Annotated in this window: 18 protein-coding genes; 4 read left to right on the forward strand and 14 right to left on the reverse strand. The window is 61.6% G+C overall.

The features are described 5' to 3' along the window. Positions 1 to 9 precede the first annotated feature (9 nt). Positions 10 to 672: an HAD-IA family hydrolase gene (locus SC318_RS19925; RefSeq protein ID WP_320428173.1), complete on the reverse strand. Its 663-nt coding sequence runs from the start codon at positions 670 to 672 to the stop codon at positions 10 to 12. Continuing rightward, on the reverse strand, positions 659 to 1,618 hold the full coding sequence (gene rluC / locus SC318_RS19930; RefSeq protein WP_320428174.1) for a 23S rRNA pseudouridine(955/2504/2580) synthase RluC: 960 nt from the start codon (positions 1,616 to 1,618) through the stop codon (positions 659 to 661). The genes SC318_RS19925 and rluC overlap by 14 nt, the downstream gene beginning before the upstream one ends. A gap of 767 nt (positions 1,619 to 2,385) precedes the next feature. On the opposite strand from rluC, the gene rne reads away from it, so the two are divergent. After that, a complete protein-coding gene (gene rne / locus SC318_RS19935; protein ID WP_320428175.1) occupies positions 2,386 to 5,556 on the forward strand; it encodes a ribonuclease E in 3,171 nt (1,056 codons plus the stop codon). Between the two features lie 209 nt (positions 5,557 to 5,765). Here rne and SC318_RS19940 read toward each other — a convergent pair whose 3' ends face one another. From SC318_RS19940 to SC318_RS19960, 5 genes are all read right to left on the reverse strand, one after another. After that, positions 5,766 to 6,356, reverse strand: a complete 591-nt coding sequence (locus tag SC318_RS19940; RefSeq protein WP_320428176.1) for a nucleotidyltransferase family protein — start codon at positions 6,354 to 6,356, stop codon at positions 5,766 to 5,768. Next, positions 6,353 to 7,339, reverse strand: a complete 987-nt coding sequence (locus SC318_RS19945) for an XdhC family protein (protein ID WP_320428177.1) — start codon at positions 7,337 to 7,339, stop codon at positions 6,353 to 6,355. The genes SC318_RS19940 and SC318_RS19945 overlap by 4 nt, the downstream gene beginning before the upstream one ends. Next, the gene (locus tag SC318_RS19950; protein WP_320428178.1) at positions 7,339 to 9,660 is read right to left on the reverse strand and encodes a xanthine dehydrogenase family protein molybdopterin-binding subunit; all 2,322 of its coding nucleotides are present in this window, start codon (positions 9,658 to 9,660) and stop codon (positions 7,339 to 7,341) included. The genes SC318_RS19945 and SC318_RS19950 overlap by 1 nt, the downstream gene beginning before the upstream one ends. Continuing rightward, positions 9,657 to 10,124, reverse strand: a complete 468-nt coding sequence (locus tag SC318_RS19955) for a (2Fe-2S)-binding protein (RefSeq protein ID WP_320428179.1) — start codon at positions 10,122 to 10,124, stop codon at positions 9,657 to 9,659. The genes SC318_RS19950 and SC318_RS19955 overlap by 4 nt, the downstream gene beginning before the upstream one ends. 254 nt (positions 10,125 to 10,378) lie before the next feature. Then, entirely contained in the window at positions 10,379 to 11,710 is a 1,332-nt protein-coding gene (locus SC318_RS19960) for a dicarboxylate/amino acid:cation symporter (RefSeq protein ID WP_306494274.1), read from the reverse strand. Between the two features lie 340 nt (positions 11,711 to 12,050). Between SC318_RS19960 and SC318_RS19965 the strand changes: the two genes are divergently transcribed. Next, positions 12,051 to 13,049 (forward strand): AraC family transcriptional regulator, encoded by a 999-nt coding sequence (locus SC318_RS19965; protein WP_320428180.1) that lies wholly within the window; start codon positions 12,051 to 12,053, stop codon positions 13,047 to 13,049. 138 nt (positions 13,050 to 13,187) lie between these two features. On the opposite strand, the gene SC318_RS19970 is transcribed toward SC318_RS19965, so the two are convergent. The 3 genes from SC318_RS19970 to SC318_RS19980 are packed head-to-tail and all read right to left on the reverse strand — an operon-like array spanning position 13,188 to position 15,535. After that, positions 13,188 to 14,534: an ATP-binding protein gene (locus tag SC318_RS19970; RefSeq protein ID WP_320428181.1), complete on the reverse strand. Its 1,347-nt coding sequence runs from the start codon at positions 14,532 to 14,534 to the stop codon at positions 13,188 to 13,190. Next, positions 14,531 to 15,208: a response regulator gene (locus tag SC318_RS19975; protein WP_306494277.1), complete on the reverse strand. Its 678-nt coding sequence runs from the start codon at positions 15,206 to 15,208 to the stop codon at positions 14,531 to 14,533. Before SC318_RS19975 ends, SC318_RS19970 begins: the two co-directional genes overlap by 4 nt. A gap of 18 nt (positions 15,209 to 15,226) precedes the next feature. After that, the gene (locus SC318_RS19980) at positions 15,227 to 15,535 is read right to left on the reverse strand and encodes a hypothetical protein (protein WP_320428182.1); all 309 of its coding nucleotides are present in this window, start codon (positions 15,533 to 15,535) and stop codon (positions 15,227 to 15,229) included. Between the two features lie 138 nt (positions 15,536 to 15,673). Between SC318_RS19980 and SC318_RS19985 the strand changes: the two genes are divergently transcribed. Continuing rightward, complete coding sequence (locus tag SC318_RS19985) at positions 15,674 to 16,390, forward strand: 4'-phosphopantetheinyl transferase family protein (RefSeq protein WP_320428183.1); 717 nt, start codon at positions 15,674 to 15,676, stop codon at positions 16,388 to 16,390. An 81-nt stretch (positions 16,391 to 16,471) separates the two neighbouring features. Here the strand turns inward: SC318_RS19985 and SC318_RS19990 are convergent, their stop codons facing one another. Together SC318_RS19990 and SC318_RS19995 are read right to left on the reverse strand one after the other, a co-directional pair. Continuing rightward, positions 16,472 to 18,082: an ATP-binding protein gene (locus SC318_RS19990; protein WP_320428184.1), complete on the reverse strand. Its 1,611-nt coding sequence runs from the start codon at positions 18,080 to 18,082 to the stop codon at positions 16,472 to 16,474. Next, positions 18,079 to 18,804: a response regulator gene (locus SC318_RS19995; protein WP_320428185.1), complete on the reverse strand. Its 726-nt coding sequence runs from the start codon at positions 18,802 to 18,804 to the stop codon at positions 18,079 to 18,081. Before SC318_RS19995 ends, SC318_RS19990 begins: the two co-directional genes overlap by 4 nt. A 604-nt stretch (positions 18,805 to 19,408) precedes the next feature. On the opposite strand from SC318_RS19995, the gene SC318_RS20000 reads away from it, so the two are divergent. Continuing rightward, complete coding sequence (locus SC318_RS20000; protein WP_320428186.1) at positions 19,409 to 22,300, forward strand: ribonucleoside-diphosphate reductase subunit alpha; 2,892 nt, start codon at positions 19,409 to 19,411, stop codon at positions 22,298 to 22,300. Positions 22,301 to 22,412: 112 nt separating this feature from the next. Here the strand turns inward: SC318_RS20000 and SC318_RS20005 are convergent, their stop codons facing one another. Together SC318_RS20005 and flgE are read right to left on the reverse strand one after the other, a co-directional pair. Continuing rightward, positions 22,413 to 23,405 carry a hypothetical protein gene (locus tag SC318_RS20005; protein ID WP_320431267.1) on the reverse strand — a complete coding sequence of 331 codons (993 nt, stop codon included), beginning with the start codon at positions 23,403 to 23,405 and terminating at the stop codon, positions 22,413 to 22,415. A 223-nt stretch (positions 23,406 to 23,628) separates the two neighbouring features. After that, positions 23,629 to 24,939 carry a flagellar hook protein FlgE gene (gene flgE / locus SC318_RS20010; RefSeq protein ID WP_320428187.1) on the reverse strand — a complete coding sequence of 437 codons (1,311 nt, stop codon included), beginning with the start codon at positions 24,937 to 24,939 and terminating at the stop codon, positions 23,629 to 23,631. Positions 24,940 to 24,953: the final 14 nt, after the last annotated feature.

The raw sequence follows: 24,953 nt of genomic DNA on the forward strand, positions 1-24,953 counted from the left end.
AGCAAAGACTTATTGAGCCCGACCGAGCCAGGCCTGCAGTTCAGAAAAATGGTCGATCGTCATCTTGGGCCCGTATTGCTGCAAGGCTTCAGCCGCCTGGGCGCCATAACTGACCGCGACGCTGTCCATACCGGCATTGCGAGCCATCATCAGATCGAACGACGCATCACCCACCATCAATGCCTGGCGTGGCGCTACACCGCAGTGAGCCAGGATCTGCTCCAGCATCAGAGGATGGGGTTTGCCGGCGGTTTCATCCGCGGCACGGGTAATGTCGAAATAATCATCCCAGCCATGGGCCTTGAGCACGCGGTCCAGCCCGCGACGGGCCTTGCCGGTAGCCACGGCGAGGTAATAGCCCTGGGCGCGGAACGCCTCAAGCGATTGCCTCACACCGTCAAACAAGGGTGAAGGCTCGGCTTCCAGGGCGATGTAGTGGTCCGCGTAGTGCTGTCGAAACGCGATCAGTTGCTGATCATTGATCTGCGGGTACAAGGTGCGGATGGCCTCGGACAAGCTCAAGCCGATAATGCCCTTGATCGCCTGATCAGTGCACAACTCGAAGCCGCAAAGGGTCGACGCCATGTGCATCGATTCGACAATCCGCCCTACGGAGTCGGACAGCGTCCCGTCCCAATCGAAAATCAGCAGCTTGTAGTCACGGTGCGACACTCAAACGCTCCACGGTCTTGGCCCACATCTCATCGACTGGCGCCTGTAGCTTGAGTTCGCCACCATCGGGCAGCGGCACCGTCAGCATGTACGCATGCAGGAACAGGCGCTTGCCGCCCAGGTCGCGAATTTCCTTGGAGAAATCCTCGTCGCCGTATTTGGTGTCGCCAGCGATGCAGTGGCCCGCATGCAAGGTGTGCACGCGAATCTGATGGGTACGCCCGGTGACCGGCTTGGCCTCGACCATGGTGGCGAAGTCGCCGAAGCGGCGCAGCACCTTGAACAGCGTCAGGGCTTCTTTACCCTCCTCATCGACCTCCACCATGCGTTCACCGGAGCGCAGGTTGCTCTTCTGCAACGGCGCGCGAACGCTCTTGATGGAGCTGGCCCAGTTGCCACGCACCAGCGCCATGTAGCGCTTGTCCACACCGTCGCCACGCAGTGCGGTGTGCAGGTGGCGCAGCATGCTGCGTTTCTTGGCGATCATCAGCAGGCCGGAGGTGTCGCGGTCCAGTCGATGGACCAGCTCCAGCTCCTTGGCATCCGGGCGCAATTGACGAAAGGCTTCGATCACACCGAAATTCAAGCCGCTGCCGCCATGAACCGCAATGCCACAGGGCTTGTTGATCACGATCAGCTTGTTGTCTTCGAAGACAATCGAGGCTTCCAGGCGCTGCAGCAGCCCCTGGGCCAGCGGCACCGGCTCGTCGCGCTCAGGCACGCGCACTGGCGGCACACGGACGATATCGCCCGCCTGCAGCTTGTACTCAGGCTTGATCCGGCCCTTGTTCACGCGCACTTCGCCTTTGCGCAAGATGCGGTAAATCAAGGTCTTGGGCACGCCCTTGAGCCTGGCCAGGAGAAAATTGTCGATGCGTTGGCCGGCATATTCCGGCGAGACCTCAAGCAGCTGGACGCTGGGGGTCGGGGGGGCGGTAGTCGTCATGGCGGCGATGATAACAATTTTTTATGGAATTGAAGCACTTAATCATTGCTGCTATAGTCGCGAACGCCGTCAAAAGCGGCCTGGACAGAGGACATGCGGCAAACTGCCGGCCCTGACCATCGCAATTCATCAGGACGCGAGGCCGTCCTACGGGGCATTCGCCACCTTGGAAGGCTTGAGATTGTAACAAGCGCAGGTGACATGAGGCCTGAAGCGAGTGCGCAAAGCAGAGTGAATACTCGCCTTGCGCGCCGATATTTACGGCCAGTTCACAAAGTGCAGTCAGTCTTGAGCCAGACCATGGCGAATGCTTCGGAAACAACGCCTGTTAAGAGCTGAGTGAGAGCGCAACCGCCCACACCTAGTCTTGTTTAGCCATGAGCGTGGACTCCCCATTGGAGAACACGGTAAATGCCAACCCGCTGCGGATTCTGCGCGCGGCAGCACCCGAATTATCAGGGATACGTGTAGGGTGGAGATGCACAACCGTCGGACCGTGTAGCACTAGGCTTATATTTAGACGCTTCATCTCGTCCACAGTCGCCGGTTGATTCCTCCTCCTGACCTTAGCTTTTGTTGAAGTGGTGCCTTTGTCACCACCGCTAACAAGCAGGACGCGTCCGTCGCGATACGGCCCAATTGGCCTGTTATTGCTGGACACTGGAGTGGCCAACCACTCTTGACGCACCTGACACCGACCGTGAGAAGTCGTGTGTGCCGAACGCCGTTTCCGGCAGCCCGGAAACCGACGGTACAACATGAAAAGAATGCTGATTAACGCAACTCAACCCGAAGAGTTGCGTGTTGCACTGGTAGATGGCCAACGCCTCTACGACCTGGACATCGAATCCGGTGCACGCGAGCAAAAGAAGGCCAACATCTATAAAGGCCGTATTACTCGCATCGAACCAAGCCTTGAGGCTGCCTTTGTCGATTTCGGCTCCGAGCGCCACGGCTTCCTGCCCCTCAAAGAAATCTCCCGCGAATACTTCAAGAAAGCCCCCGAAGGCCGCGTGAACATCAAGGACGTCCTGAGCGAAGGCCAGGAAGTCATTGTTCAGGTCGAGAAAGAAGAACGTGGCAACAAGGGCGCCGCCCTGACCACCTTCATCAGCCTGGCTGGCCGTTACCTGGTGCTGATGCCGAACAACCCGCGTGCCGGCGGCATTTCCCGTCGCATCGAAGGCGAAGAGCGCAACGAACTGCGCGAAGCGCTCAACGGCCTGATCGCACCGGCCGACATGGGCCTGATCGTGCGCACTGCAGGCTTAGGCCGCAGCAGCGAAGAAATGCAGTGGGACCTCGACTACCTGCTGCAACTGTGGACCGCCATCAAAGAAGCCTCCCTGGATCGTTCCGCGCCGTTCCTGATCTACCAGGAAAGCAACGTGATCATCCGCGCCATCCGCGACTACCTGCGCCAGGACATCGGCGAAGTGCTGATCGACAGCGTTGAAGCCCAGGACGAAGCCCTGACCTTCATCCGCCAGGTAATGCCGCAGTACGCCAGCAAGATCAAGCTGTACGAAGACAGCGTTCCGCTGTTCAACCGCTTCCAGATCGAAAGCCAGATCGAGACCGCTTTCCAGCGCGTGGTCGAACTGCCTTCCGGCGGCTCCATCGTGATCGACCCGACCGAAGCCCTGGTGTCCATCGACATCAACTCGGCGCGCGCCACGAAGGGTAGCGACATCGAAGAAACCGCCCTGCAGACCAACCTGGAAGCGGCTGAAGAAATCGCCCGCCAGCTGCGCCTGCGTGACATCGGCGGCCTGATCGTGATCGACTTCATCGACATGACCCCCGCCAAGAACCAGCGCGCCGTGGAAGAGAAAGTCCGCGAATGCCTGGAAGCCGACCGCGCCCGCGTGCAAGTCGGCCGCATCTCGCGCTTCGGCCTGCTGGAAATGTCCCGTCAGCGCCTGCGTCCATCCCTGGGCGAAAGCAGCGGCATCGTCTGCCCGCGTTGCAACGGCACCGGCATCATCCGTGACGTTGAATCGCTGTCCCTGGCGATCCTGCGCCTGATCGAAGAAGAAGCCCTGAAAGACCGCACCGCCGAAGTTCGCGCACAAGTGCCGATTCCGGTGGCCGCGTTCCTGCTCAACGAAAAACGCAACTCGATCACCAAGATCGAACTGCGCACCCGTGCCCGTATCGTCATCCTGCCGAACGATCACCTCGAGACACCGCACTTCGAAGTGCAGCGCCTGCGCGATGACAGCCCGGAAGCCCACAGCGGCCAGTCCAGCTACGAAATCGCCGCCGCGGCTGCCGAAATCGAAGAAGTCCAGCCAGCCGCTGCGACCCGCACCCTGGTCCGCCAGGAAGCCGCCGTGAAGACCGCGCCGGCCCGCGCCAACGCACCGGTCCCGACCGAAGTTGCCGCCCCGGTTGCCGCGCCGGCCGCCATGCCTGAGCCAAGCCTGTTCAAAGGCCTGGTGAAATCGCTGGTCAGCCTGTTTGCCACCAAGGAAGAGCCCGTCGCTCCGGTTGTGGTTGAAAAAACCACCACCGAACGCCCTGCGCGCAACGAAGAGCGTCGCAACGGTCGTCAGCAGAGCCGTAACCGCAACGGTCGTCGCGACGAAGAGCGCAAGCCGCGCGAAGAACGTGCCGCGCGTGAAGAGCGTGCGCCACGTGAAGAACGTGCCCCTCGCGAAGCCCGTGAAGAAACCCCGACCGTAGCCCGTGAAGAACGCGCACCTCGCGAAGAACGTGCACCGCGTACTCCACGCGCCCCACGTGAAGATCGCAAGCCGCGTGGCGAGCGTGAAGAGCGTGTGCGTGAACTGCGCGAGCCGCTGGACGCCGCACCTGCCGTCGCCGCTGCCGCAGCTGCTACCACCGAAGAACGCCCGGCTCGCCAGCCGCGTGAAGAACGCGCGCCACGTGAGGAGCGTCAACCACGTGCTCCGCGTGAAGAGCGTCAACCGCGTGCCGAGCAAGCCGCTGCCGTCAGTGAAGAAGAAGAAGTGCTGACCGGCGAAGAGCAACTGCAGGACGACGGTCAGGACAACGCCGAAGGCGATCGTCCACGCCGCCGCTCCCGTGGTCAGCGTCGTCGCAGCAACCGTCGTGAGCGTCAACGTGATGCCAACGGCAACGTGATCGAAGGCTCGGAAGAAGCCGGCGAGAACGCAGAAGCTGCCAACCACGAGCCGACCGGCGACGAACTGGCTGCCGGCCTGGCCGTGACTGCCGCCGTGGCCAGCACGGTCATCAGCGCACCGGCTGAAGCCCAGGCTCATGAGCAGGCTGAGCGCGCAACCGCTGCTGTCGAGGAAACCGCCGCAGTAGAAGCGCCTGTCGCCGAAACTCCGGTGGTTGAAGCGCCAGTGGTGGAAGCGACTACCCCGATCGAAACCCCAGAGGTTCCGGAAGTGGAAGTGGCACCGGTTCGCGACGCTCAACCGCAAACCGAACCGGTTGCCGTTGAACCTGCTCCAGTGGTCGAGCCTGAGCCAGTGGTTGAGGCGGTTGTTCAAGCCCCAGCTGTTGAAGAAGCTGCCCCGGCCGTGCGTGAAGTTCGCGAAGAACAGACCGCCTTCCAGTGGACCGCCGAACCTGCCGCTCCGGTTGAAGCGCCTGCGCCTGCCCCGGTAGTCGAAGAAGCGCCGGCTCCGGTTGCCGAAGTCGTGGTTGAAGAAGCTGCCCCAGTGGCTGAGCCAACGCCGGTCGCGGAACCTGCACCAGTGGTTGAAGCCCCCGTGGTAGCCCAAGAAGCTGCCCCTGTGGTTGAAGCCCCTGTGGTAGCCGAAGAAGCTGCCCCAGTGGTTGGAACCGCACCGGCCAGCGCACTGACCGAGAACGGCCGTGCGCCGAACGATCCACGTGAAGTGCGTCGTCGTCGCAAGGAAGCCGAGGCGGCTGCAGCTGCTGCGGCCCTGGAGCAAAAGGCCCTGGAAGCAGAGCACGAGCCTAAACCCCTCGTCTGATTCCATCAGCCGTTAAAAAGCCCCGCCTGAGTGATCAGGCGGGGCTTTTTTATGGCCAATAGTCACAAGTAACGATGCTTCACTGTAGGAGCGAGCTTGCTCGCGAAAAACGCTCAGGCAACGCGTTCATTCTGGATTAACGCGAGTGCCCTGAGTTCTTCGCGAGCAAGCTCGCTCCTACAAAAGCCATGGCAAGCCCTTCCCACCTTTCAGTGCGCATTGAAATTCAAGCGTTGTGGCACGTCCACATCCCACAGAACGCCGCCATCCTCCAACGGCACTTCACTCACCCAAGCACGCGCGAACAGTGGTTTTGCGCCGCGATCCCCGGTCAGCGCCATCAACTCTGCGCCCAACGCACGGTCAAAGGCCACGGGATGCCCATACTCACCCGCCTGCACCGGCACGCTGATGCCACCCGGCTCCAGCGCATCGATCACCCGCTCGATGCTGGTGGATCGAATAAACGGCATGTCTCCCAGCACCACCAACCATCCCTGGGCAGCAGCACTGGCCGCAACCGCCGCTGCAATACTGTCGCCCATGCCGGCCGACTGCAGCAGCAAGACCTTGCAACCATATGCCTGCGCCAACCGAATGACGGCTTCACGCTCCGGCGAGGTCACCACCCAGCGCTCCGTCACGCTGGCCGGCAGATTCACCAATACCTGCTCGATCACCGGCCGCGTCACGCCGTCCAGGCCGACGCAATCGGCCAGCAATTTATCCCGGTCCGCACCAGCCTCGGCGCGAAAGCGACTGCCCTGCCCCGCCGCCAGCACGATCGCCGTGATGGTCACTCGGCAACCACCGCCAGCGGCTTCTTCTGCAAAGGCGCCACGCCGTTCTTGATTGCGACGATTTCCGCCATCAGCGACAGCGCGATTTCCGCCGGCGTATGGCTGCCGATGTGCAAGCCGATTGGCCCATGCAAGCGCGCAATCGCATCCGCCGACAACCCCAGCGCGGCCAGGTTTTCCCGGCGTTTCTGCGTGTTGACTCGCGATCCCAGGGCGCCAATGTAGAACGCGCTGGAATTCAACGCGGTGAGTAAGGCCATGTCATCCAGGCGTGGGTCGTGGGTCAGGCAGACAATCGCCGTGCGCTCGTCGGTCTGGATATTGAGCACCGCTTCATCGGGCATGCCCGGCACGAAGCGGCCGTGCTGCTCCTCCCAGCCATACACAAATTCTTCACGTGGGTCGCAGATCAGCACTTCGAAGTCGAGCAAGCGCGCCATTTCCGCTACGTAGCGCGACAATTGCCCGGCGCCGATCAACAGCAAGCGCCAGCGCGGCCCGTAGATCGCGCGCAGGCGTTGCTCGTCAAAGACCACCCCATCGGTCTTGCTCGCCGCAGTCAGGGTCACTTTGCCAGTGGCCAGGTCCAGCTCCCGCGCAACGATCTCATGATCCTCGCAGCGTGCCAGCAATTGCTCGACCCACTCCCAGTCGTCCACCCGCTCCTCGGTCAGGCGCAGGGTGCCGCCGCAGGGCAGACCGAAACGCGCCGCCTCATCGCGAGTGACGCCGTAGGTCACCAATTGCACGGGCGGGCCGTCGTCGGGCAAGCGGCCATCCTGCAAGCGTGCGATCAAGTCGTCCTCGATGCAGCCGCCGGACACCGAGCCGATCACCACCCCGTCGCCGCGCAAGGCCAGCATCGCCCCCGGTGGGCGCGGCGCGCTGCCCCAGGTCTGCACCACGCTGTACAGGATCACGCGTTGCCCGGCGCGGCGCCATTGGAGCACGCTGCGCAAGACATTCAGGTCCACACTGTCCATCAGGCCTTCGCCTCCTGCCAACCCTGCAACTGATAGCGTATCGGCAGGCTGCGGATACGCTGGCCGGTCGCCGCGAAGATGGCGTTGCACAACGCCGGCGCAATCGGCGGTACGCCGGGTTCACCGACACCGCCGAGCGGCACTTCGCCTGCCGGCGTCACCAGGTGCACGGCGATTTCTTTGGGCGCCAGGGACATGCGCGCCACTTCGTACATATGGAAATTGTCTTGCTGGACCTTGCCGTCCTTGAAACTGATCTCGCCCAGCACCGTGTTACCCAAGCCCATGACACACGCGCCCTCGAACTGCGAGCGGATGCGTTCCGGGTTGATCTGCGGGCCGCAGTCCACGGCGATATCGGCCTTGTGCACGATCAGCGTACCGTCACCCTTGACTTCCACCTCGATCACCGCCGCCACATAGGTGACGAAGCTGTAGTGCACCGCCAGACCCAACCCACGCCCCTTGGGCAGCTTGCGCCCCCAGCCGGCGGCCTTGGCGGCGGTTTCCAGTACGCCGCGCAGGCGTGCGGTGTCGATCGGGTAACGCTCGGGGGATTCGCCGTAGTTCCACTCGTCGCTCAAGGTTTTCGGATCGATCTGACGGTCCGGGCCGAGCAATTTGATCTGGTACTGCAACGGGTCCTGGCCGGCCTTGTGCGCCAGCTCGTCAACGAAACTCTGAATGGCAAAACCGTGAGGGATGTTCGACACCGAGCGGTACCAGCCCACGCGGGTATGCGCCGATGCTTCAGGGTTTTCCAGGCGCACGTTGGGAATGGCGTAGGCCATGTTGGTAAAGCCCATGCCCAGCTCGAACGCCGCTTCGTGATTCATGCCCGGTGCGAACAGCGCCGTGATGCTCGGCGCGACCGTACGGTGCAGCCAGGCAGCAGGCAGGCCGTCTTTGTTCAGGCCGGCCTTGAGGTATTCGGCGGACACGGTATGAAAATAGGAATTGTGGATGTCGTCTTCACGGGTCCACTGCACGCGCACGGCCTTGCCCGGAAACTGCTTGGCCAGCACGGCGGCTTCGATGACGAAATCCGGCTTGGACTTGCGCCCGAAACCGCCGCCCAGCAGGGTTACGTTCACCGTCACGCTATCGAAGGGCACACCCAGGCGCTCGGCGATGCGTTCGCGGGTAACTTGCGGTGCCTGGCTCGGCGCCCAGGCTTCGCACTGGCCCTTGTCGAAACGGGCGACCGCGACCATCGGCTCCATCGGCGACTGCGCCAGGTGCGGCAGGTAGTAGGCCGCCTCCAAGGTGCTGTCCGCCTCGCCCATGGCCTGGTCAAGGGTGCCGGTGTTACGCACCACTTTACCGGGCTGCCGGGCAGCGGCCTCCAGTTGCTTGCGGTAGTCCACGGAGTTGTAGCTGGCGTTGACGCCGTCGTCCCACACGATCTTCAGCGCGTCGCGCCCCTTGATCGCCGCCCAGGTATTACTGGCCACCACGGCCACGCCACCCAGGGGCTGGAATTCGGACGGGATCGGCCGGCTTTCGATTTCCAGCACCTTGATCACGCCCGGGACTTTCATCGCCGCACTGGCATCGAAGGATTTGACCTTGCCGCCATACACCTGCGGCCGTGCAATGGTGGCGTAGAGCATGCCCTCGAAATGCACGTCGGCACCGTACACGGCGCTGCCGTTGACGATATCGGCGCCATCGATGGCCTTGACGCCTTCTTTGCCGATATAGCGAAACTCCGCCGGCGGCTTGAGGCGCAGGCTGTCGCGCGCGGGAACGGCCAGCGCGCCGGCAGCAGTGGCCAACTCGCCATAGCCCAGCTCTCGTCCGCTCGGTTGGTGGATCACCTTGTGCAACTGCGCACGGCACTCGCTGACCGGGACCTTCCACTGCTCGGCCGCGGCCTGCTCCAGCATCGCCCGCACACTGGCGCCGCAACGGCGCATCGGCTCATACCAGTGGCGCATGCTGCGCGAACCGTCGGTGTCCTGGTTGCCATAACGCACCTCATCACCCGGCGCCTGCTGGACCTTCACCTTGGCCCAATCGGCTTCCAGCTCATCGGCCACCACCAGGCTGAGACTGGTGCGCACGCCCTGCCCCATCTCCGAACGGTTGCACATCACAGTCACCGTGCCGTCGGTGGCAATGCTGACGTAGACCTTGGGGTCGTCGATCAGCCCATTGGGCATGGCATCGCCGCCGTACGGTTTGACCGCATCGGCGGCGAACGCATCAGGCAAGCCCCAACTGGCGGCGATCACCAGCGCGCCGGTGGCGCCCGCACCTTTGAGAAAGCCGCGACGGCTGAGGTTAGCGAGCACGAAATCAGCGGGTAACCGGCTCATGCCTTGGCTCCCAGGTGAGTGGCTGCCTGGCGGATCGCAGTCTTGATTCGGTTGTAGGTGCCGCAACGGCAAATGTTGCCGACCATGGCCTCCTCAATCTGTTCGTCACTGGGATTGGGGTTGGTCTTGAGCAGCGCGGTGGCCGACATGATCTGCCCACCCTGGCAATAACCGCACTGGGCCACGGCGGTGTCCAGCCAGGCTTGCTGTACCACCTGGCCGACAGGATCGGCGTGCAGGTTGTCGATGGTGCTGATGGCCTGGCCTTTGACCGAGCCGATCGGGGTGATGCAACTGCGCGCGGGCGCACCGTCGATGTGGATCGTGCAGGCACCGCACAAGCCCATGCCACAACCGAACTTGGTGCCGTTGTAGCCCGCCACATCGCGGATCGCCCACAGCAGCGGCATATCCTCGGTGACGTCCAGTTGATGGTCTTGACCATTGAGTTTCAGGGTAATCATGGGCACGCCCGCCTGTTCATTGCATTGTTAGGGGCGAGCAATCTGTTGCAAGAGGTCACGCGGTTCGGTGCGCACAGATTGGCTCAGGCTGAGGAGGCTCTCTTGTGAAGACAGGTCTTCACCGGGCCTTTGGTGGATCAATCACTTAATGTAAACCAAAAAGCCCGAAAGTCAGCGGGCAGAAACTCAAACGCCCCGAACAGGTCGGGGCGTTTGCGGATAACTGAGCGGCGCAGGTTCACGCCATCAGTGGCTTACTTGACCACAGGTGCAGGGCCTTCGGCCACACCCAGGTCATCTTCCGGACGGGTGTCGGAAATACCGGTACCGCCGGACGCCAGTTCGCTCTGCAGCTTGTCGGTGTCCAATTCGTTGACCCACTTGGCCACAACGATGGTGGCAACGGCGTTACCCACCAGGTTGGTCAGCGCACGGGCTTCGGACATGAAGCGGTCGATACCCAGGATCAGGGCCAGGCCGGCAACCGGCAGGTGGCCTACGGCCGACAGGGTGGCAGCCAGTACGATGAAACCACTGCCCGTCACGCCCGCAGCGCCTTTGGAAGACAGCAGCAGCACCAGCAGCAAGGTGATCTGGTGGGTGATGTCCATGTGGGTGTCGGTCGCCTGGGCGATGAACACGGCCGCCATGGTCAGGTAGATCGACGTGCCGTCCAGGTTGAACGAGTAGCCGGTTGGGATCACCAGGCCGACCACGGATTTCTTCGCGCCCAGACGCTCCATCTTGATCAGCATGCGTGGCAGTGCGGATTCGGAAGACGACGTGCCGAGAACGATCAGCAGCTCTTCACGGATGTAGCGGATCAGCTTGACCACGCTGAAACCGTGGGCGCGGCAGATGGCGCCCAGCACCACCAGTACGAACAGTACGCAGGTGATGTAGAAGCAGATCATCAACTGGCCCAACTGCACCAGCGAACCCACACCGTAGGCGCCGATGGTGAACGCCATGGCGCCCAGGGCACCGATTGGCGCGAGCTTCATGATCATGTTGATGATGTTGAACATCACGTGGGCGAAACGATCGATGAAGTCCAGCACCGGCTTGCCGTAGGCACCCAGGCGATGCAGGGCGAAACCGAAGATCACCGAGAACATCAGCACTTGCAGGATGTCGCCGTTGGCGAAGGCGCCGACGATGGTGTTAGGAATCACGTTGAGGATAAAGCCGACGATGCTCTGGTCTTTACCGGCAGTCACGTAGGCAGCGACTTTGGAAGCGTCCAGGGTTGCAACATCGATGTGCATGCCGGCGCCCGGCTGCACAACGTTGACCACGACCAGGCCAATCAGCAGGGCGATGGTGGAAACGATTTCGAAATACAGCAGCGCGTAGCCGCCGGTTTTGCCGACCGATTTCATGCTTTGCATGCCAGCGATGCCGCTGACCACGGTGCAGAAGATAATCGGGGCGATGACCATTTTGATCAGCTTGATAAAGCCGTCACCCAGTGGCTTGAGGGCCACGCCGGTCTCTGGGTAGAAGTGACCGAGCAAGATACCGATAACGATTGCAACGATCACCTGGAAATACAGGGATTTGTAGATTGGCTGACGAGTCGTCATTGCAAAATTCCTCAATCGTCCCGTGTGGCAAATATCCGCCATTGCCCACGACACTTGAATTGCGAACCCTCCTGCACTGGAGGGATTTGTTGTTTGCGAGACGTGTAGGAATACGCCTGCGCTGTAATCCCTATCGCAAACGCCGTGCCAGTTTGCGATAAACACGCTGAAGGCCTTTAGACATCAGGCCCGAAGGTTTCCAGAGCCCGCCTCTGACCGCGGACAAGGTGGCGGTTTTCCGCCGAGCAGCCCAATCGTATCCTGGAAATTGGCGGATATCCGCCTTGTCGCTTCGCAGGGTGATGACTACCATCCGCCATTCCATGGACGAGGCCCTGTCATGCGTGAACGCACCATCGCCAGTCATTTCGCCCGCGCCGCACTGGGCGGTGCGCGTCGAGCCGGTTACAACTACTGCGGCCTGCTGCAGCAGGTGGGTATCACTCAGGAACTGTTGAACGAACCCCGTGCGCGTATCGCTCCGGAGCAATTTACCCGGTTGCTGCAACTGCTCTGGCTGGCGCTGGATGACGAATACCTGGGCTTCGCCGACGGTCCGAGCAAGCGCGGCACCTTCGCCATGATGTGTCATGCGCTGATCCATTGCCGCACGCTGGAGAAGGCACTGGAACGCGGCTTATTGTTTTATAGCCTATTCCCACACGGGCCGCGCTGGCAGCTGACAAGAGAAGGCGACATGGTTCGCCTGAGCCTGGACGACGCGACCTTGTGGGACCCGGACCACTTTCTCAGTGAATGCCTGCTGGTGATCTGGCATCGCCTGGGCAGTTGGTTGATCGGCCAGCGGATTCGGCTGCATCAGGTCACCTTCTGCTACCCGATGCCGCCCCACGCCGGTGAATATGACTTGTTGTTTCCCTGCTCCCTCGTATTCGGTGCACCGAACAGCAGCCTGGTGTTTCCGGCCCGCTACTTGAGCCTGCCTCTGTTGCAGGACGAACGCACCCTCAAGCACTTTCTCGAGCGCTCCCCCGCCGACCTGCTATCGCGGCCGGATGAAGGCGACAGCTTGAGCAGCCAGTTGCGCCGCTTGCTGAGCCGCGACCACACGCCCTGGCCCGACCTGGAAGCCGTCGCCCAGCATTTGCATATCAGCCCACAGACCCTGCGCCGGCATTTGCGTGAGGAAGGCACCAGTTTTCAGGCGCTGAAGGATGAGTTACGACGCGACATCGCCATTTATCACTTGGGGCGAGCGGACTTGTCGTTGCAGGAGATTGCAGAACAGCTGGGGTTCTCCGAGCCGTCGGCGTTTCATCGGGCGTTCAAGAAGTGGACGGGGCTGACGCCTGGGGCCTATCGGGCGCAAGAGAGTTAGAAGGGGGTTGCCGGTGAGGGCCTCATCGGGGGCGAGCCCCCTCCCACATTTGACTGGGTTCACACCGCGTAAATTGTGAATAATTTTAAAGTGTGGGAGGGGGCTTGCTCCCGATAGGGCCAGCCCAGCCACTACCGATCACACGGCCGGAAAGTGAATCCTGAATGCCGCGCCCCCCAGCGCTGAATCACTCAAGGTCAACCGCGCGTGATAGCTTTCGATGATGTCCTTGACCACGGCCAGTCCGATCCCCTGCCCCGGATGCTGGCGATCAAGCCGTTCGCCCCGTTGCAGAATCCGCGCGCGCTGGTCCGGTGGAACGCCGGGGCCGTCGTCCTCGATGCACAACTCAGTACCTTCAAGGTTTTCAACCAGGCTGATGCGCACTTTGCTCAGGCATAGGCGATAGGCGTTTTCCAGCAGGTTACCGAGCATTTCGAGCAGCGCGCCTTTTTCGATGGGCACGTCGCATGCCTGCGGCAACTCAAAGAACACGGTGACGCGCTTGTCCCGGTAAACCTTGTCCAACGTATCGCACAGGCTTTGCAGCACCGGCTCCAGGCGCACCTGGTGGCGTACCAGGCCGCTCTTGCGCAGGCTGGCGCGCTGCAACTGATAGCCGATCTGCTGGCTCATGCGCTCGATCTGCGACTGCAGCACCCAGGCCTGGCTGCGTTCTTCGGGGCGTTGCGCCATGTCTTCGCTCACACCCTGCAGCACCGCCAGCGGGGTTTTCAGGCTATGGGCCAAGTCATCCAGAGAGTCACGGTAGCGTGCCCGCTGCTCGCGCTCGCTGTGCAGCAAACGATTGAGGGAACCGGTGAGGCGCAGCAGTTCGCGGGGGTGCTCCTCGCTGAGGCTTTCACGGGTGCCGCCTTCGATCTGGTCCAGTTCCTGGCTCAGGCGCCGCAGGGCCTGCAGGCCCCAGGTCAGGCCAAGCCACAGTAACGTCAACAGCACCAGCAACGCCGCGCCGAACCCCAGGTAGAGATTCTCGCGCAGGCCTTCGAGGGTCAGCTGGTACTCGCGCACCGGTTGCAGGGCGACAATGCTGAAGGCCGCACTCTTGCCGCCCAGCAAGCGGACCTCGACATCGTAGACGAAAAATTCCTGGCCGTTGGCCTCGCGAATGCGCGCGAACTCGTTGCCGCGCCCATCGTAGCGCGGCTTGTAGTTGATGTTTTCTTCCTGAGTTGCCCGCGAGCGCCACACCAGGTGGCCTTCGCGGTCGTAGATATAGCCGAGCAGGCGGCTATCGGTCAGGTTGAAACGCTCATCGGGCAACTGCGCCGGCATCAGCAGCCGGTTGTTTTCCACGCGTGCCGCGGAAATCAGGGTGGTGACATCCGACGCCAGGCGCTGCTCGATGGAATCCTGCAACGCCAGGCTGAACGCCCCCTGCATGGCGGGCAGCAAGCCGAGCATGAACAGCACCGCCAGGGTGGCGGCGGCCAGCATCAGGCGCACGCGTAGCGAGCGAATCAACGGCAGCGCTCATTGAACAGGTAGCCCAGGCCGCGCACGGTGTCGATCGGCTTGAACCCGGCCGGGCCTTCCAGCTTGCGGCGCAGGCGACCGACCAGCACTTCGATGACGTTTGGATCGCGCTCGTCGTCGTCAGGATAGAGCTGTTCCATCAGGCGGTCCTTGGCCACCACCTGCTGATGATGGCGCATCAGGTATTCGAGGATCCGGTATTCGTAGGCGGTCAGCGCCAGCGGCTGTTCATCCAGCGACGCTTGCTTGCGGTTGAGGTCCAGCAGCAGCGGCCCGGCGACGATGGTGGACTGGGTAAAGCCGCTGGAGCGGCGCAGCAACGCGTTCATCCGCGCCTCCAGTTCTTCGAACTGGAACGGTTTGACCACGTAGTCGTCGGCACCGGCGGCCAGGCCTTCGACTTTGTCCTGCCAGTTGCCACGGGCGGTCAGGATCAGGATCGGAAAGGTCTTGGCCTGGGTGCGCAGTTGCCGGATCAGGTCCAGGCCACCCATGCCGGGCAGGCCCAGGTCGACGATCGCCAGGTCATGGTTGAATTGGCCGGTCTGGTACAGGGCTTCCTCGGCATTGGCCACGGCCTCGACGACGTGCCCGCTGTCGGTCAGGCGGGTAAACAGGTGATGACGCAACAGCGCCTCATCTTCCACCACCAGCAATTTCATAAGGCTCTCCAAGGCGATTCAACAGTCCGAGCGAGGGATATCATAGCGGCCCTGCAAGTCTTGCGGGCGCAGTTTAATGCCATTGTAGTGGCCCGACACAGACGCATAACCGCTGCGGTAGCCCGGTTGAAGGGCGGCGACGTCCAGGGACTGGCCCCACGGCGCGGCCTGCACACTCACCTCTTCGAAGCTGACGCGGTGGATCAGGTTGCTGGGTTTGCGGGTCTTGTCGCGGTCAAATGCGGCAAAGGTGCTATCGCTGGCTTGCGCGCCGGCGGTGGCACTGAGCATGGTCAACGCCAACATCAGCTTCTTGATCGCAGTCATGGTCGTTACCTCGTACGCGTTTAGGCTGTGACGCTCACACTACGCAAACGCCCCTGAACTCCCCCTGAACAGGCTCTGAACCCAGGCTGAACCGCAACGGGCTATGCACTGGCGCGCCAACTCGGCAGAATGTCGCGCATGACGTCCCTACCCGCCTGTTGCACCCCATTCGATGCCCATTGGCCGCTGCCGGCTCCGTTGCCGGGCACGGTGTTCTTGAGCACGCAATTCGATCCGACTTTACTTGACCCCGGCGACTTCCAGCGCAGCGCCGTGCCACCGCCCGCGAGCATTCAGCGCTCGGTGGCCAAGCGCCAGGCGGAGTTCCTTGCCGGCCGCTTGTGCGCCCGCGAGGCGCTGCAACGACTCGATCATCTGGACTGCATCCCGGCCATCGGTGACGACCGCGCACCGGTCTGGCCTGGGCACATCAGTGGTTCCATTACCCACAGCAACGGGCACGCCGCGGCGATTGTCGGGCATAAGGCGCAGTGGCGCGGTCTCGGAATGGACTTGGAAAACCTACTGACGCTGGAGCGGGCGGAACGCCTGGCCGGGGAGATTCTGACGCCGGATGAATTGCAACGAATGGCCACCTTGCCGCGCGAGCAGATCGCCTTGCTGGTGACGCTGACGTTTTCGGCCAAGGAGAGTGTGTTCAAGGCGCTCTACCCGATCGTGCAGAAGCGCTTTTACTTTGAGCATGCTGAGCTGGTGGAGTGGACCGAAGCCGGGCATATACGGCTGAGGTTGCTGACCGAGTTGTCGGCTGAGTGGTGTCATGGCAAGGAGCTGGTTGGCCAGTTTGCGGTGGATGGGGACCAGTTGTTGAGCCTGGTGGCTGTAGGGGCTTGATCGACTGCTATCGGGGGCAAGCCCCCTCCCACAGGGGAACGCATTTCAAATGTGGGAGGGGGTTTGCCCCCGATAGCGATATCAGCCTTTCTCCTGATCCCTGGGCCAACTCAGGCTGAAACACGCCCCGCCCAGGTTGTTGCTCTTGCTGATCAACGCCCGCCCGCCATGCCAATGGATAATCCGCCGCACGATGGACAAGCCCAGGCCATGCCCGCCCGAGGCGCGGGTGCGGCTGTCGTCCAGGCGCAGGAACGGGGTGAAGATACGCTCCCAGGCGCTTTGCGGCACGCCGGGGCCATCGTCTTCCACGTCGATACGGCAACGCACCTGCCCGACCTGATAACTGATCAGCACCTGGCCCTTGGCATGGCGCATGGCATTGGTGACCAGGTTTTGCAGCGCGCGATGCAGATAACGTGGCTCGGCATCGACCCAGGCGTCCTCCCAATCGGCCGATGACAGGCAGATGCCCCGGGTCACGCTGACCTGCGGGCGCAGTGGCGATAATTCGCCGATCACCTGATCGAGCAACGCATCCAGGTCCACACGCTGGAAGTCCAGCGCCGGCGCGCCCTGCTCCAGGCGCGCGTAAGTGAGCATCTCGTCCACCAGGCCATCCAGGTCCTGGATGTCGCCGTCCATGCCGTCCAGGTATTTGCGGCGCGCCTCGGCCGTGGTGGCGTCGCCGATCATCTCCAGGCCGAAGCGCAGGCGCGCGACCGGCGTGCGCAGCTCGTGGGACACCGCCCGCACCAGTTCACGCTGGATCGCCAGCAACTGTTGCAAGTGCTCGGCCATGCCGTTGAACGCTGCCGCCAGCCGCCCCACCGAATCGGCGCCACGGGCCGGTACGCGAACCTCCAGGTTGCCCTTGGCGATGCGCGTGGCCGCTGCCTCCAACCCCTTGAGCCGGCGTTCAAGCTGACGCACCAACAGGTAGACGATCAAACCGATCAGGGTCAGGCCTATCAGCGTGATCAGGATCAGCCATTGCGCCGGGTACGGGTTCATCTGGTACAGCGGACCGATCTCCAGCACCCACGGCGTACCGACCATGCCGGCAAACACGCGGATCGAGTCGCCGCCCTTGCCCAGGGCCATCACCGTATCGCCTTCCGCGACGCGACGGCGCTGGTCCTCGTCCATGTCAGCCTGGTCGAGGGTCATCAGGTGCATTTCGAAACCAAAGCCCTTCGCGTGCTTGAGCTCAGCCAAACGTTGCGGTTGTTCGCCCACCGGGAAGCGCACCAGCTCGTCGGCCAGCAAATAGATAGTGGCGCGGGCCAGCTGCTCGCTGATCTGCTGCACTTCGCCCGTGAGCACCAGTTGCTCCTGTTCGCTGACCAGACGCAGCACGCGCGCGGCGTGGGGGCCGGTCTGTTCCACCAGCACCTGGCCACGTTGCAGGCGCTTGCGCTGGCCCAGGTCCAGTTGCGCGTCAGTGAAGGTGCGCAACTGCAAGGGAATGCCCAGCAATCGCTCCCACACCGCCAGGGCGCGCTGACGCTCGATGGCGCTCATGGGCTGCAGATTGTCACCCATCAGCGCGAAAGTGCCGTGGGCCAGGCGCTCACGGTATTGGTCGCTGCGTACATCGTTAAGCAGGTGCAGCGCCAGCACCCCCAGCAGCGCGACCAGCACCAGCGCGGCGCACATGCCGCCGTAGATGCGCAGGAAGATCGAGTTCACAGCGGCATATCGGCGGCGGCTTCGGGAACGAACAGGTAGCCTTTGCTGCGGATGGTCTTGATCAGGCGGGGGTGGATCGGGTCATCGCCGATCTTCGGCCTGATACGCGAGATGCGCACATCAATCGAGCGATCCTGGCCGTCGTAACCGACGCCGCGCAGGGCGATGAAGATTTCCTCGCGGGACAGGATGCGCCCGGCGTTCGCCACCAGCAGCCACAGCAGGTCGAACTCGGCACTGGTCAGTTCGATCCCATTTTGGTGCAGCCAGGCCTCACGCAAGGCGCTGTCGACCACCAGTGGGCCGAACTGCAGGCGGCGCTGGTTTTCCACCATCACCGGTAACACCGGTTCGCTGCGTCGCAACAGCGCCTGGATACGCGCCAGCAACAAGCGCGGGCGCACGGGTTTGCATACGTAGTCGTCGGCGCCCATGTCCAGGCCGAGCACCTGGTCCATGTCATCGGTACGCGCCGTCAGCATCAGGATCACGCCATCATAGCGCTCGCGCACCTTGCGGCAGATGCTCAGGCCGTCCTCGCCCGGCAGCATCAGGTCGAGGATCACCAGGTCCGGTTGCTCGGCGATGATGCGCGCCGCTGCCAGGGCACCGTCGTTCTCCACCGACACCCGCAGGCCGTTGCTCTCCAGGTATTCGCGGGTCAGCTCGGCGAGCCTGTGGTCATCCTCGACGATCAATACCTGCCAGGCTTCCTGCTGCATGCGTAGTCCTCATTGTTATAAGAAGTGCTTGTTTGGACGCGGCTCGAATGTGCGCAGACGGTTGATCTTCGCCAGGCACACCCCGTTTGTCATGTCTGGAGGGCATGACAAAGGCCGATTGTAGCCACGCCCGGGGCCTCAAACACAAGCCGGGAAATCCATTCGGTAATGGCGTTTTTTTGTGATAGGGTTCGCGCCCTTCGAAAAGGGGCACGTTGTTTTGAGCCGGAAATATTTAATGACAAACGGCGCAATCCAGCAGCTATGCGGCCTACACGCTTATTCCACCTTTCTTACACATTTTACCCACAGCGTTATCCACAGGTTACTGCGTTGCCAACCCCTCCAAAACGCATTATCTTGTACCTCGGCGCCGAAGAAGACCCTACATGTAGGGTTTTTGAAGAAGACGCCTAACCACACAAGTGGCTCGAAATTCAAGCGCTTTATTGCTAGGCGCTGCGTGGAACCAACAGATTTTCAGTAGACCAAACCGCTCACGCGGATGGCAGCTGTTTCCCATCCCCGATATGGAAAACGGTACGGGTGTTGCAGGAAGAGCCTGACACTCGCAATCAAATATAGAACGTGGAGACAACCCCCCATGCAAACCGACACAACTCGCGAGAACCCGCAGGGCTCCGTGCCGCAGGCCGCCGATTCGAATATGGATCTGTCCGCCACTGCACCTGGCCAACTGCGCGTGATCAAGCGTAACGGTACTGTCGTTCCCTACACCGATGACAAGATCACCGTCGCCATCACCAAAGCGTTTCTTGCAGTTGAAGGCGGCAACGCTGCCGCTTCGTCGCGCATCCACGACACCGTCGCACGCCTGACCGAACAAGTGACCGCGACCTTCAAGCGTCGCATGCCGTCGGGCGGCACGATCCACATCGAAGAAATCCAGGACCAGGTCGAACTGGCCCTGATGCGTGCCGGCGAGCAGAAAGTTGCCCGCGACTACGTGATCTACCGCGATTCCCGTGCCAAGGAGCGTGCCGTACACGCGCCAGCCGCCGAAGCCGTGCAAGCCCATCCGTCGATCCGCATCACCCTGGCCGATGGCAGCTTTGCACCGTTGGACCTGGGCCGACTGAACACCATCATCACCGAGGCCTGCGAAGGCCTGGAAGAAGTCGATGGTGACCTGATCCAGCGCGAAACCCTGAAGAACCTGTACGACGGCGTGGCCCTGACCGACGTCAACACCGCCCTGGTGATGACCGCCCGTACCCTGGTTGAACGCGAGCCGAACTACTCGTTCGTGACCGCGCGCCTGCTGATGGACACCCTGCGCGCCGAAGGCCTGGGTTTCCTGGGCGTGGCCGACAGCGCCACCCACCACGAGATGGCTGACCTGTACGCCAAGGCCCTGCCTGCCTATATCGCCAAGGGTATCGAATTCGAACTGCTGAACCCGATCCTGGCCACCTTCGACCTGGAAAAACTCGGCAAGGCGATCAACCACGAGCGCGACCAGCAGTTCACCTACCTGGGCCTGCAAACCCTGTACGACCGTTACTTCATCCACAAGGACGGTATCCGTTTCGAACTGCCGCAGGTGTTCTTCATGCGCGTGGCCATGGGCCTGGCGATCGAAGAGAAGCACAAAGAAGACCGTGCCATCGAGTTCTACAACCTGTTGTCGTCCTTCGACTACATGTCGTCGACTCCGACCCTGTTCAACGCCGGCACCCTGCGTCCACAGCTGTCGAGCTGCTACCTGACCACCGTGCCGGATGACCTGTCGGGCATCTACCACGCGATCCACGACAACGCCATGTTGTCCAAATTCGCCGGCGGCCTGGGCAACGACTGGACGCCGGTGCGTGCACTGGGTTCGTACATCAAGGGCACCAACGGTAAATCTCAGGGCGTCGTACCGTTCCTGAAGGTGGTGAACGACACCGCCGTCGCCGTGAACCAGGGTGGCAAGCGCAAAGGCGCTGTGTGTGCCTACCTGGAAACCTGGCACATGGACATCGAAGAGTTCATCGAGCTGCGCAAGAACACCGGTGATGATCGTCGTCGTACCCACGACATGAACACCGCCAACTGGATCCCTGACCTGTTCATGAAGCGTGTCTTCGATGACGGCCAGTGGACCCTGTTCTCGCCATCCGAAGTCCCGGACCTGCACGACCTGACCGGCAAGGCCTTCGAAGAGCGCTACGAGTACTACGAGGCCCTGGCCCAGTACCCTGGCAAGATCAAGCTGTTCAAGACCATCCAGGCCAAAGACCTGTGGCGCAAAATGCTGTCGATGCTGTTTGAAACCGGCCACCCATGGCTGACGTTCAAAGACCCATGCAACCTGCGCAGCCCGCAGCAGCACGTTGGCGTGGTCCACAGCTCGAACCTGTGCACCGAGATCACCTTGAACACCAACAAGGACGAGATCGCCGTTTGCAACCTGGGCTCGATCAACCTGCCGAACCACATCGTCAACGGCAAGCTCGACACCGCGAAGCTGGAACGCACCGTCAACACCGCCGTACGCATGCTCGATAACGTGATCGACATCAACTACTACTCGGTGCCACAGGCGCAGAACTCCAACTTCAAGCACCGTCCGGTAGGCCTGGGCATCATGGGCTTCCAGGACGCGCTGTACCTGCAGCACATTCCTTACGGTTCCGATGCGGCCGTCGAGTTCGCCGACAAGTCCATGGAAGCGGTCAGCTACTACGCGATCCAGGCTTCCTGCGACCTGGCCGACGAGCGCGGCGCCTACGAGACATTCCAGGGTTCGCTGTGGTCCAAGGGCATCCTGCCGCTGGATTCGCAACAGATCCTGATCGAAGCCCGCGGCCAGAAGTACATCGACGTTGACCTCAACGAAACCCTGGACTGGGCGCCGGTACGTGCCCGTGTGCAGAAAGGTATTCGTAACTCCAACATCATGGCCATCGCACCGACCGCGACCATCGCCAACATCACCGGCGTATCGCAGTCGATCGAACCGACCTACCAGAACCTGTATGTGAAATCGAACCTGTCGGGCGAATTCACCGTGATCAACCCGTACCTGGTCCGCGACCTCAAAGCCCGCGGCCTGTGGGACTCGGTGATGATCAACGACCTCAAGTACTACGACGGTTCGGTGCAGCAGATCGAGCGCATCCCGCAGGAGCTCAAAGAGCTCTACGCGACGGCGTTCGAAGTGGACACCAAGTGGATCGTTGACGCCGCCAGCCGTCGCCAGAAGTGGATCGACCAGGCGCAGTCCCTGAACCTCTACATCGCCGGCGCCTCGGGCAAGAAACTTGACGTGACCTACCGCATGGCTTGGTACCGTGGCCTGAAAACCACCTACTACCTCCGTGCCCTGGCCGCGACCAGCACCGAGAAGTCGACCATCAACACCGGTAAGCTCAACGCCGTTTCCAGCGGCAACCACGGTGATGACTCGGTACTCGCCGCACCTGCCGGCCCGGCGCCGGTACCAAAGGCCTGCGCGATTGACGAGCCGGATTGCGAAGCTTGCCAATAAGATGAAGTGGTTCCGGGCTTGAATAGCCGGAACCGAAAAACCCCTGATAGACCCAGGCAACAGTTGGGTATATCAGGGGTTTTCTTTTACCTGGCAGAAAACCAGTCTGTCGCTAGATCAGGACGGTTGCGATGCCCGAGTTGGGCACACCACCACGCTGCCCCCACAACTCGACGCGGCCGTTGATCACCGCCATCGAGTGACCGCCGTATTCCACTGTACCGACTTTGCTGCTTCTCAAGTCGGCATCCGTCGCCGGCCTGTAAAGCCCCCTCAGCCCCAAGCGATCCAGGCCTTCACGAGAGTACTCTCCATCGTTGAGGCTGTTCATTGCGGCCATGAAGCTGCGCCCTGCCGTACCATCGTTGTTTTCCATTTGTGCCCGCTTGGCACTCGCGGCATACATGAAGTTGGCATCGGTCATCATCGCAGGATCGTCGCCCTTGAAACGGGCGTGTGTGGCAGCCTCCCGCACTTCATTCCTGGTCAAAGACAGCTTGAAGCCATCTCGCATGGTCACGTCATAGCCTGCGCTCGTTTCCTTGACCTCCTTGAAGACATCCGTCGGTTTCTGGCCGTAGCGCATCATGGCGGCTTTTATGGCAGAAACGGTGACGCAATTGCCGTCAGGTCCCTGGCTGAAACCGCTCCATATATTGTCGGGCTTTTTCCCGGGATTGGTGGTGTCGGGCTTGTAGTTGAAATGTTTCGAGCCTTCGGTAATCGGCTTGTTGCTCATGGATTCGCGGGGACCGAAATCCGCCGGGTTTACCCGGCTGCCACCTCCGCCGCCCCTTGGCGATGGCGATGGCGATGGCGAGACAGGTGGGGCTGTATCATCATCAGGAAACCACTCTTTCAGCAGTCGCTTTAAAAGCTCAAGGAACTGCCCGGACGCGTCCTCAATCAGCTTGTTAAGAATCTCCTTGAGCTTCTCGCCTCCCAATTTCTCACGCAGCGCATTCAACTTGTCGCGCGCATCCTGAATCGCCTGCGTCTTGCCCGACTGCTTTGCCTCCAGCATGTCATTGAGCAAGGTTTTTACCGCTGCCTTGTCGGCATCTGGCGCGGCCGGTATTGATTCAATTGGCGCCACGCCTGGCATAAATCCGGCACGTCTTGTATCGGACGTAAAAACCCCTGAACTCCACATATTCCCGCCCCCATGATTGGTGAGCTTCACAAGCTCTGGTCCGATCAGTGGCAAGACGGGGGTGCCGCGTTCCTTCCTCTGGTGGTTAACGAGTAATCCGATGTGTCTGAGGCAACTTTCCTACGCCCACAAAAAAGCCCCTCTTACGAGGGGCTTTCTGTACAGCGCTGACGCATCAGGTCATCTGAATGATGGTCTGCATGATGGTGCTCTGGGTGGAAATCGTCTTGGCGTTCGCCTGGTAGTTGCTCTGGGCCTTGATCAGGTCCACCAGCTCATTGGTCAGGTTGACGTTGGAGTTTTCCAGCGAGTTAGCCACGATCGAACCCAGGGTGCCGGCTTGCGGGGTGTCGTAACCAGGCTGACCCGACGCGAAGGTCTCTTTCCAGGTGGTGCTGCCAGCGGGCTGCAGACCCTGTTCGTTGTTGAAGCTGGCCAGCGAAATCTGGCCGATGGCCTTGCTCTGCTGGTTGCTGAACGTGGCGAACAGCACGCCGCTGCCGTCGATCTTCAGGCCGGTGATCTGGCCGGTGGCATAGCCATCGGTAACCGGAGGGTTACGGTAGGTGGCCGAATTGTATTGGGTAATGTTGGCCATGTTGACGGCAATCCCCGTCGGGTTGGCATTCGCGCCATTGGCCTTCCACACACCATCGGTCACGGTGCCCGGCACCCAGCCTGTCACGGTGAGCGTTTTGTCGGATACGCCACCGGTGACTACGCTGGTGAGCTTGCCGGCGCCATCGAAGGTTAATGTCGAGGCGACAGGCGGGGTCGACGGGGTACCGGTCGGCGAGGAACCGTCAGGATTGCGACCGTCGATCAAGGTGTAGGCATTCCACTTGTTGCCGTCGGTTTTCACCAGGTACTGCACCATCGGGTGCGCGTTGCCCTGGGTATCGTACAAGGTGGTGCTGTACTGGGTGGTGAAGGTGTCGGTCTTGGTGGGATCGAACGGCTTGGCCGTTTGGTCGATCACCGGCTCCGAGGAGTTCAGGTTACTGGTGGAGTCAACCTTGGTGGATGCCTTGGGCGGCAGGTTAGTCAGGTTCAGTTGCAGGTCGGTGAGACCGCCCTTGATGATCTTGCCGTCATCATCCGCCGCATAACCTTGCAGACGCGAGGTACCGGTGTTGTTGGTGATGTAGCCGTCCTTGTCGGCACGGAAGGCACCGCTGCGGGTGTATTCCAGCGAACCGTCGCTGCCCTTCTGGACGAAGAAGCCACCACCCTGGATCGCCATGTCCAAGATACCGCCGCTGCCGTTAACGTCACCCTGGGTGAATTGCTGGGACACCGCCGCCAGGTTCACGCCGTTACCGATGCTGTTCTGGCCAGTGCCCAGTTTGGACGCCGCGTAGATGTCGGCGAACTCCGCACGAGACGACTTGAAGCCCGTGGTCGCGACGTTGGCGATGTTGTTGCCGGTCACGTCCAGTTGTTTGTTGGCCGCATAGAGGCCGCTAAGGCCGATATTAAAAGACATGTTTCTCTCCCTCT

The sequence above is a fragment of the Pseudomonas sp. MUP55 genome (assembly GCF_034043515.1).
Classification (GTDB): domain Bacteria; phylum Pseudomonadota; class Gammaproteobacteria; order Pseudomonadales; family Pseudomonadaceae; genus Aquipseudomonas.